Origin of the sequence: Amycolatopsis ponsaeliensis, assembly GCF_030182635.1 — a bacterium.
GTDB lineage: Bacteria > Actinomycetota > Actinomycetes > Mycobacteriales > Pseudonocardiaceae > Amycolatopsis > Amycolatopsis ponsaeliensis.
Window position 1 is genome coordinate 22,581 of the sequence record NZ_JAPZLD010000033.1, and the last position, 13,396, is coordinate 35,976.

Here is a 13,396-nt window from a genome sequence, read left to right on the forward strand (position 1 = left end):
GCGCCGACCGGGTGGCCGTGCGGTGAATCCCGCGTGGCCACCGGTGAAAAACGTTCCGGACACCCTCCTATTCGGACGACTTCCCCCGCAGGTCGCGGCGATGCCGGTGACCGCTCGACTACACCCCGTCAGACTCCCCGGTGCGTTTACAACGTTCCGGCAACCGCCTTGACAGGGCCTGTGGTACGTACCACTCTAACCCCAACATTGGTCTACACCATTTGGGGCGCCTGGCCACGGTGGCCGGGCATGGAAAGGACGGCATCGAGTGAAACGCTGGCTCAAGCTGGCGGCGGGCGCCGCCGCACTCACCCTCGCGACCGCGGGCTGCGCGGGTTCCAGCGGCACGGACACCGCCGCGTCGTCGAGTGGTGCTCCCGCGCAGATCACCGGCGACGTCACGGTCTGGCTGATGACGGGCTCCGCGCCCAGCACCCTGACCGACGCGCTCAACAAGGAGTTCGAGGCCGCCCACCCGGGCGTCAAGGTCAAGTACGAGATCCAGCAGTGGGACGGCATCCAGCAGAAGCTGACCACCGCACTGGCGAGCGGTGCGCCGCCGGACGTGATCGAGATCGGCAACACGCAGACCGCGGCGTTCGCCGCGCAGGAAGGCGTGCTGACCGACCTGACCGCCGACAAGGACAGCTTCAACGGCGCGCAGTGGCTGAAGGGCCTCGCGGACTCCGGCGCCTACGAAGGCAAGACCTACGGCGTCCCGTTCTACGCGGCCAACCGTGAGGTCATCTACCGCAAGGACATGTTCGAGCAGGCCGGCATCGCCAAGCCGCCGACGTCGAACGACGAGTGGATCGACGCGATCACCAAGCTGAAGACGAAGTTCGGCTCCGACCCGGACTTCCAGGCCCTCTACATGCCGGGCCAGAACTGGTACTCGCTGCTTTCCTTCATCTGGGACAACGGCGGTGACATCGCCCAGGCCGACGGCAAGAACTTCAAGGCGACGCTGGACAGCGCCGGCGCGAAGGCGGGCCTCGAGTTCTACAAGAAGCTCGTCGACACCTCCGGCACCAAGGCGCCGAAGGACGCGGACGAGGCCAAGCCGCAGCAGGCGACCGTCTACGGTGCCGGCAAGGTGGCCATGATGATCGGTCTCCCGTGGGAGCTGCCGACGGCCGCCAAGACGGACCCGAGCCTGACCGCCAAGACCGGCGCGTTCGCGATCCCGAGCAAGACCGCCGGCCAGAGCGCCCCGGTCTTCCTGGGCGGCTCGAACCTGGCCATCCCGGCGAACAGCAAGAACGTGGCCGCGGCCAAGGAGTACATCAAGCTGCTCTCCAGCGCGAAGTACCAGGGCCAGCTCGCCGCCGCCGGCGTCGTGCCCGGCACGTCGACCGACCTCACCGGCCTGGACAAGGACCCGCTGGGCAGCGTGATGGCGAAGGCCTCCACCAACGGCAAGGCCGTGCCGGCCAGCCCGAAGTGGGGTGACGTGGAGTCCGGCCAGAACCCGGTCAAGGACATGCTGACCGCGTACCTGACCGGCAAGAAGACGCTCGACCAGGCGACCGCCGACGCCAACGCAGCGCTGAACAAGCTCATCGGCGGATGACAGCGACCGCCAATGTGACGATGCCGGCGGGGGCGACCCCGCCGGCATCGCCGCGCGACACACGGGCCAAGAAGCGCAGGCGGGGCCGGTTCGGCGACCGGGTGCTCCCGTACCTGCTGCTGCTCCCCGCGCTCGCCGCGATCCTGGTCCTGCTCGCCTGGCCGCTGGTCCAGGTGCTCGCGATCAGCTTCCGCAAGCTCGACATCGGCCAGCTCGTCTCCGGCAAGACCGTCTGGATCGGGTTCGACAACTACACGAACACGCTCTCGGACCCGGAGTTCTGGGCGGTCACGCTCCGGACCCTCGTCTTCACCGCCTCGATCGTGGCCGCCACCATCCTCGGCGGCCTGCTGCTGGCGGTGCTCATGCGCCACCTCGGCCCGGTCGTGCGGATCATCGTGCAGGTCACGCTGGTGCTGGCCTGGGCCACGCCGGTGATCGCGACGACCACCGTGTTCCAGTGGATCTTCGACGAGCAGTACGGGATCCTCAACAAGACCCTCGACCGCCTCGGGTTCCACAGCTTCATCGGCTTCTCGTGGTTCTCCAGCGGCACCAGCACGCTGGCGGTGATCGGGCTGCTCATCGTGTGGCAGGCCGTGCCGTTCGTGACGTTCTCGCTGTACGCGGGCATCATCGGCGTCTCGCGCGAGCAGTACGAGGCCGCCGGGATCGACGGCGCCAGCGGGTGGCAGACGTTCCGCGCGGTCACCTGGCCCGCCATCAAGCCGATCACCACCATGGTCACGTTCCTGTCCGTGCTGTGGGACTTCAACGCCTTCGCCCAGATCTGGGCGATCCGCGAAGGCGGCCCCGACGGCGAGAGCACCACGCTGGCCGTCGTGCTCTACCTCAAGGGCATCGCGGGCAACCACTTCGGCGCGGCGGCCGCGATCGCGACGCTGATGCTGATCGTGCTCGCGCTCATCACGGGCCGGTACATCCAGCTGCTCACCCGGACCCGGGAAGGTGATCTGTCGTGAAGAAGTCGCTGTCGCAGCGGATCGTGCTCTCGGTGGTCGGCGTGCTCGTCGCGCTGGCGATCGTGTTCCCGACGTACTGGATGTTCGTCACGTCGCTGCGGACGCCCGGCGAGATCCTGTCGCCCAAGTACGACCTGATCCCGACGTCGTTCTCGTTCGGCAACTTCGCCACCGCGCTGACCAAGGACAACTTCCCGACCTATCTGATGAACAGCCTGATCGTCACGGTCGGGTCGGTGCTGTGCGCGCTGGTCGCCGGGACGCTGGCGGCGATCCCGCTCTCGCGGCTGCGCTTCACCGGCCGCAAGGGCTTCCTGGTGCTGGTCATGGTGGCGCAGCTGGCGCCGGTGTCGGCGCTGTTCATCCCGCTGTTCCTGCTGATGCGGGACGCCGGGCTGCTCAACACGCTGCCGTCGCTGCTGCTGATCTACTTCGCCACCACGCTGCCGTTCACGGTCTGGATGCTCTACGGGTTCGTCAACGGGATCCCGTACGAGCTGGAAGAGGCCGCGATGATCGACGGCTGCAGCCAGACCGGCGCGTTCCGCCGGGTGACCCTGCCGCTGCTCGGCCCGGGGCTGGTCACGACGTCGGTGTTCAGCTTCATCACCGCGTGGAACGAGTACCTGTTCGCGCTGGTGTTCATCCGGGACAAGCCGAAGGAGACGCTGCCGGTGTGGCTGGCGTCCTTCCGCACGGCGTTCGCCACCGACTGGGGCGGCGTCATGGCCGCGTCGGTCATCTACGCGATCCCGGCCCTGGTGTTCTTCCTGCTCGTGCAACGCAAGCTCGTGTCCGGCGCGACCGCCGGCGCCGTGAAGGGGTAGCGGTTGACCACACCGGAGAAGCTCGCCGAGGCCGTTCTCCTGCCCGGGTTCGCCGGGACCACCGCGCCGGACTGGCTGCGCCGGCGCGTCGCCGGCGGGCTGGGCGGGGTGGTGCTGTTCGGCCGCAACGTCGTCGACGACGAGCAGGTCGCCGCGCTCACCGCGCAGCTGCGGGGTGAACGGGACGGCGTGGTCGTCGGCATCGACGAAGAGGGCGGCGACGTCACCCGCCTCGACGTCAACACCGGGTCGTTCGTGCCGGGGCCGCTGGCCCTCGGCGCGGCCGACGACCCGGAGCTGACCACCGCGGTCGCCGCCGCGCTCGGCGAACGGCTCGCGGCCTGCGGCGTCACGCTCAACCTCGCGCCGTGTGCGGACCTGACCCTGGCGGCCGAGGACCCGATCATCGGCGTCCGGGCGTTCGGGTCCGACCCGGCGAAGGCGTCCCCGCACGTCGCGGCCTACGTGACCGGCCTGCAGAAGTACGGCGTCGCGGCCTGCGCGAAGCACTTCCCGGGCCACGGCGCGGCGACCGAGGACTCGCACGTCGCGCTGCCGGTGCTGCCGCGCACGGTCGAAGAGCTGCGGGAGATCGAGCTGGTCCCGTTCGCCGCGGCGATCCGGGCCGGGGTGCGCTCGGTGATGTCGGGCCACCTGGTCGTGCGGGCCTGGGGCGACGAGCCGGCGACGCTCAACCGGACGGCGCTCACCGACGTCCTGCGCGGCGAGCTCGGCTTCACCGGCGCGGTGATCACCGACGCACTGGAGATGGGGGCGGTGTCCGGCGCATACGGCAAGCACGATGGCCTCGGCCGCTCGGCCGTGCGGGCGCTGGCCGCGGGCGCGGACGCGCTCTGCCTCGGCGGCGCGGCGTTCGAGGCCGAGCACCTGGACGCGTGCGTTGCGGCGATCGTGGCCGCGGTCGCGGCAGGGGAACTGCCCCTGGAGCGGCTCGAGGAGGCGGCTTCGCGGACGGCGGCGCTGGGCACCGACCCGGCACCGGCGCAGGTGGGCCCGGTCGACCGGCGGCTCGGCCTGGAGGCGGCCCGCAAGGCGCTGCGTATCCGGGGTGACGTGCGGCTCGACGGCCCGCCACTGGTCGTCGACGTCCAGACCGAGCCGACCATCGCGGCCGGGCCGATGCCGTGGGGCCTGGGCGCGCACCTGGCCGAGCTGGTGCCGGGCACGCGGACGCTCACCGCGACCCCGGACGACGCCGACGCGGTCCTCGAAGCGGCCCGGGACTTCCGCAGCGTCGTCGTGGTGACCCGGGAGGCGCACCGGCACCCGCGGGTGCGCGAGCTGCTGGCCGCGTTGTCCACTGTGGACTTCATCCGGGTGGAGACCGGCGTGCCGGGCCCCGCGGATGGCGACGGCCCGCGGATCGACACGTTCAGCGGCTCCTACGTCAGCCTGCGTGCGGTGGCCGAGTACCTGGCCTGAGCCCGTTTTGCGAAGCCCCGCCGGTGATTCCGGCGGGGCTTCGTCCTGTTTGCCGCATCTTCAGAGGGCGTTCGCGCTTTTGTACGGGCCTTGTACCGGCGGTCGCCATGCTGTCCCCACAACGAATCCTGGAGGGACGGACAAATGAGAATTCGGATCGGGAAGCGGGTGGCCGGCGTGGCCGGCATCGCCGCGGCGATCGTGCTCGCCGGCGCCACCCCGGCCCTGGCGGCCTCGGGCACGGTGCACACCGACTCGGGCATCGCGCTGACCGTGCGGGCCACCCCGAGCACCAGCGGGAGCCCGGTCGGCACCATCGCCGACGGCACCGCCGTCACCATCTCCTGCCAGACCAACGGATCGACCGTCGACGGCAAGTACGGCACCTCGGACATCTGGGACAAGGTGGGCGACGGCTACGTCAGCGACTCCTACGTCTACACCGGCTCGGACGGCCGGGTCGCCCCGGACTGCGCGGGCTCGACGCTGACCTGCACCACCGCGGGCACCGGCGACCCGAAGACCTGTGCGCAGGCGGTCGCCTACGCCAAGACCCGCATCCACACCAACGACCTCGACTCCTACGAGGGCTGGTGCGACCGGATCAACGCGCAGAACTACGGCTGGACCGCCTCGGGCTCCGAGACGGCCTACATCCACTGGACCCAGATCCCGGCCTCGTTCAAGCACCCCGGTGACTACCAGGTCCCGGCCGGCGGGCTCGCCTTCTTCAAGAGCAGCGGCGCCGGGCACACGATGATCTCGATCGGCGACGGCAAGTTCCTGTCGAACGACATCAACGCCTACGGCAGCTACACCGAGACGACGATCGCGCAGATCAAGAGCAAGTGGGGCCAGACCTACCTCGGCTGGTCGCAGCCGTGGTTCAAGGTGAACCACTGACGTCCTGAGCGACCGCGGTTCCCGCCGTCCTGGGGGCGGCGGGACCCGCCCCGGACAGTGAAGGTCCCCGGCCACCATCCCCGGCCGGGGCGAGCGAACCGGCCCCCTGCCCACCTCCCCCGGGCAGGGGGCCTTCCGCGCGTGCTCACGGCTTTTCGTCCGGGGCCTCGCGCGTCACGTGGTGCAGCACGAAGATCCCGCCGAGTGCCGGGCGGTCGAGCCGTTCGTGGTCGGTCGCCACGTATTCGTCGAGTACGGCGAGGATCCGGCGGTCCAGCTCTCCGACCTCGTCGGGGGACAGGTGCAGCAGGAACTTCTCGTGCACCGCCACCGACTCCGGCCCCGCCGCCCGGATCTCCTCCTGGAAGATCTCGATCGGCGCGAACCGCGTCTCGGCGTCGGCGTCGGCCAGGGGGCCGTCGAGCCACCACGTCTCGTTGTTGGACTTGTACGGCTTCTCCAGCGCGCCGCTGGCCCCCGTGCGGACCGGGGCCGGTTCCAGCAGGCCCGCCGACACCAGCTGGCGCACGTGGTGCAGGACCGTGCCGGGGTCGCGGTCGAGACGGTCGGCCAGCTGCTTGTTCGTCAGCTCCTCGACCAGGCACATCCGCATGATGCGCAGGCGCAGCGGGTGGCCGAGGGCCTTGGCCTCCTCCGGCGTCGCCGGGCGCCGGCGGCGGGGTTCCGTCATGAGCGGAGCGTAGTCCATCGATGGAATCCGGTCACATCGATGGAGAAAAGCCCATCGATGTGCGATCCTCCATTCCGTGAACCCCGTGTTCTGGCGGCTGTGGTCCGCCGCCGGCCTGTCCAGCCTCGCCGACGGCGTCCTCAAGGTCGCGTTACCGCTGGTCGCGGTCGGCTACACCCGTGAGCCCGCGCTGATCGCCGGCCTCGCCTTCGCCTTCAGCCTGCCGTGGCTGCTGTTCGCGCTGATCGCCGGCGCGCTGGTCGACCGGCTCGACCGCCGCCGCGCGATGCTCGCCGCCAACCTCGTGCGCGGCGGGCTGCTCGCCGGCGTCACGCTGCTGACCGTGTTCGGCGGGGGATCGATCTGGGCGCTGTACGTCGCCGCCGTGGGCGTCGGGTGCGCCGAGACGATCTACGACACCGCCGCGCAGTCGATCGTCCCGCAGGTCGTCGGGCGGGAGCACCTGGCCCGCGCCAACGGCCGCATGTTCGCCGCCGAGCAGACGGCCAACGAGTTCGCCGGCCCGCCGCTCGCCGGGGTGCTGGCCGCGGCCGGCGTCGTCGCCGCGCTCGTCACGCCGGTGGCGCTGTGGGCCGTCGCGGTCGTGGCCCTGCTGCTCGTGCGCGGGGAGTACCGGATCCCGCGCGAAAAACACACCACCCTGCGCGCGGACATCGCCGAAGGGCTGCGGTTCCTGGTGCGCCACAAGGTGTTGCGGACGTTCTCGGTCATGGTCGGCACGTTCAACTTCGCGACCGGAGCGACCTTCGCCGTCATCGTCCTCTACGCGGTGGGCCCGGGCTCGGCGATGGGCCTGTCCGCACCGGCGTTCGGGCTGCTGATGGCCACGAGCGCCGCGGGCGGGCTGACCGGGTCGCTGGTCGCCGAAGTCGTGGAGCGCCGGCTCGGCCGCGTCCGCACCCTGTGGATCTCCTGGCTCACCGGCGGGCTCTCGGTCGGCACGCTCGCGGTGACCGCGAACCCGTACGCCGTCGGTGCGGGGTTCTTCGTCGGCGGCGCGGGCGTCATGGTGTCGAACGTCGTGATGGTGTCGTTGCGCCAGCGGCTCACCCCCGACCGGCTCCTGGGCCGGCTCAACAGCAGCTACCGGCTCGTCGCGTGGGGGACGAAGTCCCTGGGTGCCCTCGCGGGCGGAGCGATCGCGCAGGGCCTGGGGCTGCACGCGGTGTTCGTGGTCATGGCGGTCCTGGCCTTCGCGGTGCTCGCGGGCCTGCTCGTCGTCACCGAAGACGCGCTCGTGGCGGCCGAGCGCGATCAGAGCGGGTGCGTCTCCGCGTAGGCCGCCCAGACCTTCTTCGGCACGCACATCCGCCACGCGTCCAGGACGAGTTCGCGCATCTCGTCCGCGTCGATCGCAGAGAGGCGGCAGCGCACCCACTGGTAGCGCATGTCCGAGGGCTCGGGCATGAGGAACTTCTCCGGTTCGCCCGCGACCAGGGCTTCCCGTTGATCACGGGGAAAACCGAAGCCCAGCTCGGTCTCGTCCCGCGACAGCGCGGCGAACACGATCTGCCCGACGCGGAACTTGGCCCGGTCACGCACGAACGCCTGGTAGGCGCGGGGGAGCGTCAGTGCGAACGCGCGGACCTCGTCACCGGTGACCATGGCGTCCATCCTGCCGCAAAAGCCGGCGGCGCAGTGCACACTGCGCCGCCGGCTTTCGCGTGGGGACTCAGGCCCGGCAGGTCTTACCGCGGTTCACGCAGTTGACCAGCCCGTTCATGATCCGCTGCGACATCACGTTGGCGAAGTCGTCGTGGTCGGACAACGGGTTGTGCTTCTCCTGCGGGAAAGCGTCCACTTTGTACTGCTTCTTGACCTGGATGTCGTGCGGGATGTCGTAGGTCAGCGAGATCTGCAGCTGCGGGACGGCCTTGAACCCCTTGGCGCACCGGCCGAACTGGTCCGGGAACACGATGTGCGTGCGGTGGTTGGCGCTGTCGGTGTTCTTCCCGTCCCAGCAGCTCGGGAACGTGTGGATCCGCTTGACCTTGCTGTTCTGCGGGCAGATCGGGTACTTGTCCGTGACGCGGTTCTCGAACCCGCTGCACGTCCAGCTCGCGCGGGCGTTGGCCGGCCCGTTGGTCGACTGCTTCGCGTCGCCGTAGAGCACGCGCAGGAACTTGGGCATCGCCACGACCTTGCCGACCGGGCTGCCGCGGAAGGTGATCTGCACCTTCTGCGGGCGCAGGATCTTGCCGTCGTTGCCCGGCAGCTCGTTGTTCTCGTCCTGCCCGGGCAGTGCGCCACCCGCGGTGCTGCTCGGCGGCGGGGTGGGCGTCCCGGTGTCCTTGCCCGGCTTCGGCGCGCACGGCGCGAGGCCGCCGAGGTCCTGCGGCTTCGGCGCGAACCGGGCGATGATGGTGGCGATCCGCTCGAGGATCGCGGCGCGCCGGTCCTTCAGCGGGCCGAGGATCGCGTTCTGCACGAAGTTCGCGCCGCCCTGGCCCTGCGTCTGCGCGACGCGCTGGTTGGCCTCGTCGGTCTGCGTGTCGAGCTGGTCGAGGTTGCTGTCGACCTCGGCCATGGCCTGGTCCGGGACGTCGGCGAGCTTGCTGGCGACGTCCGGGCACGCGACCTGGACGGTCTTGGCCTCCTGGTCGGCCTGCGCGCGGTCGCCGTCCGGTGCCTTGGCGGGCTCGTTCTTCTCTTCCTCGCCGGTGTCGATGCGCACGACCGGCCAGAAGTAGGCGGACTTGTCACCGTTGCGGCAGGTGGTGCCGGCCTTGGCGAGGCTCTTGTTGTTCGAGTCGGCGTTCGACGAAAGGTTGCCGACGTAGTCGTGCAGGTGCTGGGCGCCGTTCTTGACGCCGGGCTGGGCGATGAAGTTGTCGGGGTTGAAGTGGCCGTTCTCGTTGCGGCCGCAGTCGACGGTGAAGGTGCCGGTCGAGGCGCCGTAGACCGGGCGCGGGTCGAACTGGTTCGGCTGGACCTTGAGGATGTCGACGAAGAAGGCGGGGTTGGCCTCGTCGGCGCTCGCTTCACCGGTGTTGCCGGTGGTCGTCGCGACGACGATGCCGCCGACCGCGAGCGCGAGGGCGATGCCGCCGGTCGCGATCTTCGTTCTGCGGGAGATGCGATGGCGCCCTTGGGTGCGGGACATGGATGGATCCTCCGGGGTGTCGGGCTGGCGGGAATGCGCGACACTGGCGGCACGAGCCCAGGCTCGTACTTACCAGGGAACTACGTCGGCGGGACGGAACGATTCCCGGCTGGTCCACCGACCCGACATCGGTGGATGCGCCGCCACCTGCCCGTGGCCGCGCCGTCAACCGGCTGGTTATCGTTCCGTGATGGAAGCTACACCGGGGCTTGACACCGGGCAAGAAGAGATTTCACTTAATTACGAACCGTCAGTCCGGGGTCCCGTTTGCGTAGTCGCGGGTGGCCGAGAAAAGGCGCCGGGAATCGACCAAGAATGGCGGACGCGAAAAAAGCGGGCACGACGGCCCGCATCTGGATCACGCTGGGGTGCCGCGCGTGTCCCTCTCCGGCGTACTCGGGTGTGCGGTCATCCTGGGCCGCTGACCGGGGCGTTGTCCAGCTCCGGAGGGTGTGGCGAAAAACTTTGAACCGACCTGAACCCGCATCCGTATACCTGGGTGAGACCCGCCGAATGCCCGCTGGCCGAATGTCGCGCGGCGCGGCAGAATCCGTGCCCATGGCACGGTACGGAACCCAGTTCGGCCCGGACATCACATTCCTGGGCGTCGAGCGGTGCGATTGGGCGGACGCCGCCACTTATCGCGACGCCGACGTCGTCATTCTCGGCGCTCCGTTCGACGGCGGGACCTCCCACCGCCCGGGGACCCGGTTCGGCCCGCAGTACATCCGCCAGAGCTGCTACCTCCCGCACGACGGCTCGCGCCCGTCGCTGGCGCTGCGCGTCGACGGGCTCAAGGACCTGGCCGTCTACGACGCCGGCGACGTCGAGATGTACTCGGGCGACGCCGAGCGCTCGGTGCGTTCGCTGCAGGAGGCGGTGCACGCGGTCACCGCGAACGGCGCGATCCCGCTCATCCTCGGCGGCGACCACACGATCGCTTGGCCGGACGCCGCCGGCGTCGCCCAGCACGTGGGGCACGGGCGGGTGTCGATGATCCACTTCGACGCGCACGCCGACACCGGCGACATCGCGTTCGGCTCGCTGGTCGGCCACGGCCAGCCGATGCGCCGCCTGATCGAGTCCGGCGCGGTCCGCGGCGACCGGTTCCTCCAGATCGGCCTGCGCGGCTACTGGCCGGAACCGGCGACGCTGGACTGGATGGCGGCGCAGCGCATGCGGTCGTACGAGATGACCGAAGTCGTCGCGCGCGGTCTCGACGAATGTCTCACCGAAGCGTTCGGGATCGCGCTGGACGAGTGCGACGGCGTGTTCCTGTCGGTGGACATCGACGTCTGCGACCCGGGCCACGCGCCGGGCACGGGCACGCCGGAACCGGGTGGGCTGACGGCTCGTCAGCTGCTGGATTCGGTCCGGCGGATCGCGTACGAGCTGCCGGTGGTCGGGATCGACGTCGTCGAGGTGTCCCCGCCGTACGACCAGGCGGAGATCACGTCGTTCCTGGCGAACCGCGTGGTCCTGGAGGCGCTGTCGGGCATCGCCCGCCGCCGCCGCGACGCCGAGGACGGCACGACGTGGGACCCCACGCTCCCGTTGCTCGCCGACCGCCCGGACCACCGCCCGCCCGGCAAAGGTCTTGAATGAGTCATTCAGGTCACCGGAGGTCCTGAATGACTCATTCAAGACGTCCGGGTCAGCGGAGGGTGGCCGGGACCGCGGGGATCGCCGCCAGTGCCGAGCCCAGCCGGTGGCCGACCGCGAGGCCGATCTGGTCGCGCAACGCGGCCAGCTTGGCGACGTCGATGCCCGTCGCGATGCCTTCGCGGTGGAAGAAGTCGACCAGGTCGTCCGTCGCGACGTTGCCCGACGCGCCCGGGGCGAACGGGCAGCCGCCGAGACCGCCCAGTGCCGCGTCGAACCGGCGGATGCCCAGTCCGAACCCTTCCCACGCGTTCGCCAGCGCCAGCCCGTACGTGTTGTGCAGGTGCAGGCCGAGCGGGACGTCCGGCAGCTCGTCGCGGACCGCCGACACGATCGTCCGCAGCTGGCTCGGCCGTGCGGCGCCGATCGTGTCGGCGAGGTGGACGACGCGCGCGCCCATCGCGCCCAGCCGCGCGGCGACGTCGGCCGTCCGGTCCGGGTCGGTGTCGCCGTCGAACGGGCACACGAACGCCGTCGCGACCGACGCCTCCACGGCCACCCCGGCCGAAGCCAGCAGCGCGGCGCACCCGGCCAGCCGATCGAGCGCCGCGGCCGTCGGCACGCCCGCGTTGGCGACGCTGTGCCCGTCGCTCGCCGACACGACCAGCCGCACCGTCCGGGCACCCGCGTCGATCGCCTGCCGCGCCCCGCGTTCGGTGAAGACGAGGGAGTGCAGCGCCGCCGGCGCGTCCAGCAGAGCCGTCAGCACCTCGCCCGTGTCGGCCATCTGCGGCACCCGGCGCGCGGAGACGAACGACCCGACCTCCAGGGACCGCACGCCGGCATCGATGAGACCGCGGGCGAGCCGGACCTTTTCGTGCGTCGGCACGGTGACGGCCTCGTCCTGCAGGCCGTCACGCAGGACGACCTCGGTGAGGAGGACTTCGGTCATGGTCAGATCACTCCGTTCTCACGGAGGCGGGTGACCGCCTCGCCGGTGACGCCGAGCTCGGCGAGCACGGCTTCGGTGTGTTCGCCCAGCTCCGGCCCGAGCGAGCGGGTCCGGCCGGGCCGCTCGGTCAGAGTCGGCACGATGCCGGGGAACGTGACTTCGCCGTCGTGGCCGCGCACTCGGTGCCGTTCGTGCATGCCGCGGGCCTCGAAGTGCGGGTCCTTCGCGATGTCCGCGGCGGTCAGGATCGGTCCACACGGGACGGACGCGTCGCGCAGCCCGGCTTCGGCGGCTTCCTGGGTGAGCGTCGCGGTCCACGCGCCGATCGCGTCGTCGAGCAGTCCGGCGTGCTCGACCCGGCCCGCGTTGTCCGCGAGCCGGGGGTCGACGGCGAGGTCGTCGCGGCCGATGGCGTGCATGAGCCGGCGGAAGATCGCGTCGCCGTTGCCGCTGACCACGATGTACTTGCCGTCGGCGCAGCGGTAGGTGTTGGACGGCGCCACCCCGGGCAGCGCGGAGCCGGCCGGGCCGCGCACGACGCCGAACGCCTCGAAGTCCGGGAGCAGCGACTCCATCAGCGAATAGACGGCTTCGTACAGCGCGACGTCGACGACTTCACCCGGGGCGGCACCCGGCTCGCGGTCGCGCCGGAGCAGGCCCATCAGCGCGCCGATCACCGCGTAGAGCCCCGCGACGGAATCGGCGAGGCTGACCCCGACGCGGGTGGGTGGCCGGTCCGGGTAGCCGGTGAGCGCGCGCAGGCCGCCGATCGCTTCGGCGACGCCGCCGAAGCCGGGGCGGTCGCGGTAGGGGCCGGTCTGGCCGTACCCGGAGACGCGGACGACGACCAGCCGCGGGTTGAGCGCGCGCAGGTCGCCGGGGCCGAGTCCCCAGCGTTCGAGGGTGCCGGGGCGGAAGTTCTCCAGGAGGACGTCGCTGCGCGCGGCGAGCGCGCGGACGAGCTCTTGTCCTTCGGGGTGGCGCAGGTCGACGGTCATCGAGCGCTTGTTGCGGCCGAGGGTGCGGAACAGCAGCGACGTGTCGCCGTCGTACAACCGCCAGCGCCGGAGCTCGTCCCCGGTGCCCGGGCGTTCGACCTTGACGACGTCGGCGCCGAAGTCCGCCAGGAGCCGGCCGGCGGTCGGCGCGGCGATGAAGTTCCCCAGTTCGACCACCCGGATGCCCGCCAGGGGTCCGGTTTGCTGACTCATGCCCGACTCCAAACCACGATGTGAGTTGTAAACCCAGAATACGGGCGAGTGTCGTGGAGTCAACAGCGTCGAGCGTGGATAGACTGT

The 13,396-nt window shown here is 70.7% G+C and carries 12 protein-coding genes; 7 read left to right on the forward strand and 5 right to left on the reverse strand.

The window, feature by feature from the left end; translation table 11 throughout:
* Nucleotides 1-268 precede the first annotated feature (268 nt).
* The 5 genes from QQ657_RS37420 (at nucleotide 269) to QQ657_RS37440 (ending at nucleotide 5,729) form a co-directional block, all read left to right on the forward strand.
* On the forward strand, nucleotides 269-1,573 hold the full coding sequence (locus tag QQ657_RS37420) for a sugar ABC transporter substrate-binding protein (protein WP_284747063.1): 1,305 nt from the start codon (nucleotides 269-271) through the stop codon (nucleotides 1,571-1,573).
* On the forward strand, nucleotides 1,570-2,556 hold the full coding sequence (locus tag QQ657_RS37425) for a carbohydrate ABC transporter permease (protein WP_284747064.1): 987 nt from the start codon (nucleotides 1,570-1,572) through the stop codon (nucleotides 2,554-2,556). Before QQ657_RS37420 ends, QQ657_RS37425 begins: the two co-directional genes overlap by 4 nt.
* On the forward strand, nucleotides 2,553-3,383 hold the full coding sequence (locus QQ657_RS37430) for a carbohydrate ABC transporter permease (protein WP_284747065.1): 831 nt from the start codon (nucleotides 2,553-2,555) through the stop codon (nucleotides 3,381-3,383). Before QQ657_RS37425 ends, QQ657_RS37430 begins: the two co-directional genes overlap by 4 nt.
* A 3-nt stretch (nucleotides 3,384-3,386) precedes the next feature.
* Complete coding sequence (locus QQ657_RS37435) at nucleotides 3,387-4,826, forward strand: glycoside hydrolase family 3 protein (protein ID WP_284747066.1); 1,440 nt, start codon at nucleotides 3,387-3,389, stop codon at nucleotides 4,824-4,826.
* Between the two features lie 144 nt (nucleotides 4,827-4,970).
* Nucleotides 4,971-5,729, forward strand: a complete 759-nt coding sequence (locus QQ657_RS37440; RefSeq protein ID WP_284747067.1) for an SH3 domain-containing protein — start codon at nucleotides 4,971-4,973, stop codon at nucleotides 5,727-5,729.
* A gap of 145 nt (nucleotides 5,730-5,874) precedes the next feature.
* On the opposite strand, the gene QQ657_RS37445 is transcribed toward QQ657_RS37440, so the two are convergent.
* Nucleotides 5,875-6,420 (reverse strand): ArsR/SmtB family transcription factor, encoded by a 546-nt coding sequence (locus QQ657_RS37445; RefSeq protein WP_284747068.1) that lies wholly within the window; start codon nucleotides 6,418-6,420, stop codon nucleotides 5,875-5,877.
* A gap of 76 nt (nucleotides 6,421-6,496) precedes the next feature.
* Between QQ657_RS37445 and QQ657_RS37450 the strand changes: the two genes are divergently transcribed.
* On the forward strand, nucleotides 6,497-7,720 hold the full coding sequence (locus QQ657_RS37450; protein WP_284747069.1) for an MFS transporter: 1,224 nt from the start codon (nucleotides 6,497-6,499) through the stop codon (nucleotides 7,718-7,720).
* On the opposite strand, the gene QQ657_RS37455 is transcribed toward QQ657_RS37450, so the two are convergent.
* Nucleotides 7,696-8,046, reverse strand: a complete 351-nt coding sequence (locus QQ657_RS37455; protein WP_284747070.1) for an MmcQ/YjbR family DNA-binding protein — start codon at nucleotides 8,044-8,046, stop codon at nucleotides 7,696-7,698. The genes QQ657_RS37450 and QQ657_RS37455 overlap by 25 nt on opposite strands.
* A 67-nt stretch (nucleotides 8,047-8,113) precedes the next feature.
* Nucleotides 8,114-9,544: a DUF1996 domain-containing protein gene (locus QQ657_RS37460; protein WP_284747071.1), complete on the reverse strand. Its 1,431-nt coding sequence runs from the start codon at nucleotides 9,542-9,544 to the stop codon at nucleotides 8,114-8,116.
* 558 nt (nucleotides 9,545-10,102) lie between these two features.
* Here QQ657_RS37460 and speB point away from each other — a divergent pair.
* Entirely contained in the window at nucleotides 10,103-11,149 is a 1,047-nt protein-coding gene (gene speB / locus QQ657_RS37465; RefSeq protein WP_284747072.1) for an agmatinase, read from the forward strand.
* A 49-nt stretch (nucleotides 11,150-11,198) separates the two neighbouring features.
* Here speB and QQ657_RS37470 read toward each other — a convergent pair whose 3' ends face one another.
* On the reverse strand, nucleotides 11,199-12,098 hold the full coding sequence (locus QQ657_RS37470; protein WP_284747073.1) for a hydroxymethylglutaryl-CoA lyase: 900 nt from the start codon (nucleotides 12,096-12,098) through the stop codon (nucleotides 11,199-11,201).
* Between the two features lie 2 nt (nucleotides 12,099-12,100).
* Nucleotides 12,101-13,309: a CaiB/BaiF CoA transferase family protein gene (locus QQ657_RS37475; protein WP_284747074.1), complete on the reverse strand. Its 1,209-nt coding sequence runs from the start codon at nucleotides 13,307-13,309 to the stop codon at nucleotides 12,101-12,103.
* Nucleotides 13,310-13,396 lie beyond the last annotated feature (87 nt).

Coding starts and splice junctions, on each gene's coding strand:
- QQ657_RS37445 (WP_284747068.1), bottom strand. CDS start 6,420: ATGACGGAACCCCGCCGCCGGCGCCCGGCGACGCCGGAGGAGGCCAAG.
- speB (WP_284747072.1), top strand. CDS start 10,103: ATGGCACGGTACGGAACCCAGTTCGGCCCGGACATCACATTCCTGGGC.
- QQ657_RS37425 (WP_284747064.1), top strand. CDS start 1,570: ATGACAGCGACCGCCAATGTGACGATGCCGGCGGGGGCGACCCCGCCG.
- QQ657_RS37475 (WP_284747074.1), bottom strand. CDS start 13,309: ATGAGTCAGCAAACCGGACCCCTGGCGGGCATCCGGGTGGTCGAACTG.
- QQ657_RS37460 (WP_284747071.1), bottom strand. CDS start 9,544: ATGTCCCGCACCCAAGGGCGCCATCGCATCTCCCGCAGAACGAAGATC.
- QQ657_RS37470 (WP_284747073.1), bottom strand. CDS start 12,098: ATGACCGAAGTCCTCCTCACCGAGGTCGTCCTGCGTGACGGCCTGCAG.
- QQ657_RS37455 (WP_284747070.1), bottom strand. CDS start 8,046: ATGGTCACCGGTGACGAGGTCCGCGCGTTCGCACTGACGCTCCCCCGC.
- QQ657_RS37440 (WP_284747067.1), top strand. CDS start 4,971: ATGAGAATTCGGATCGGGAAGCGGGTGGCCGGCGTGGCCGGCATCGCC.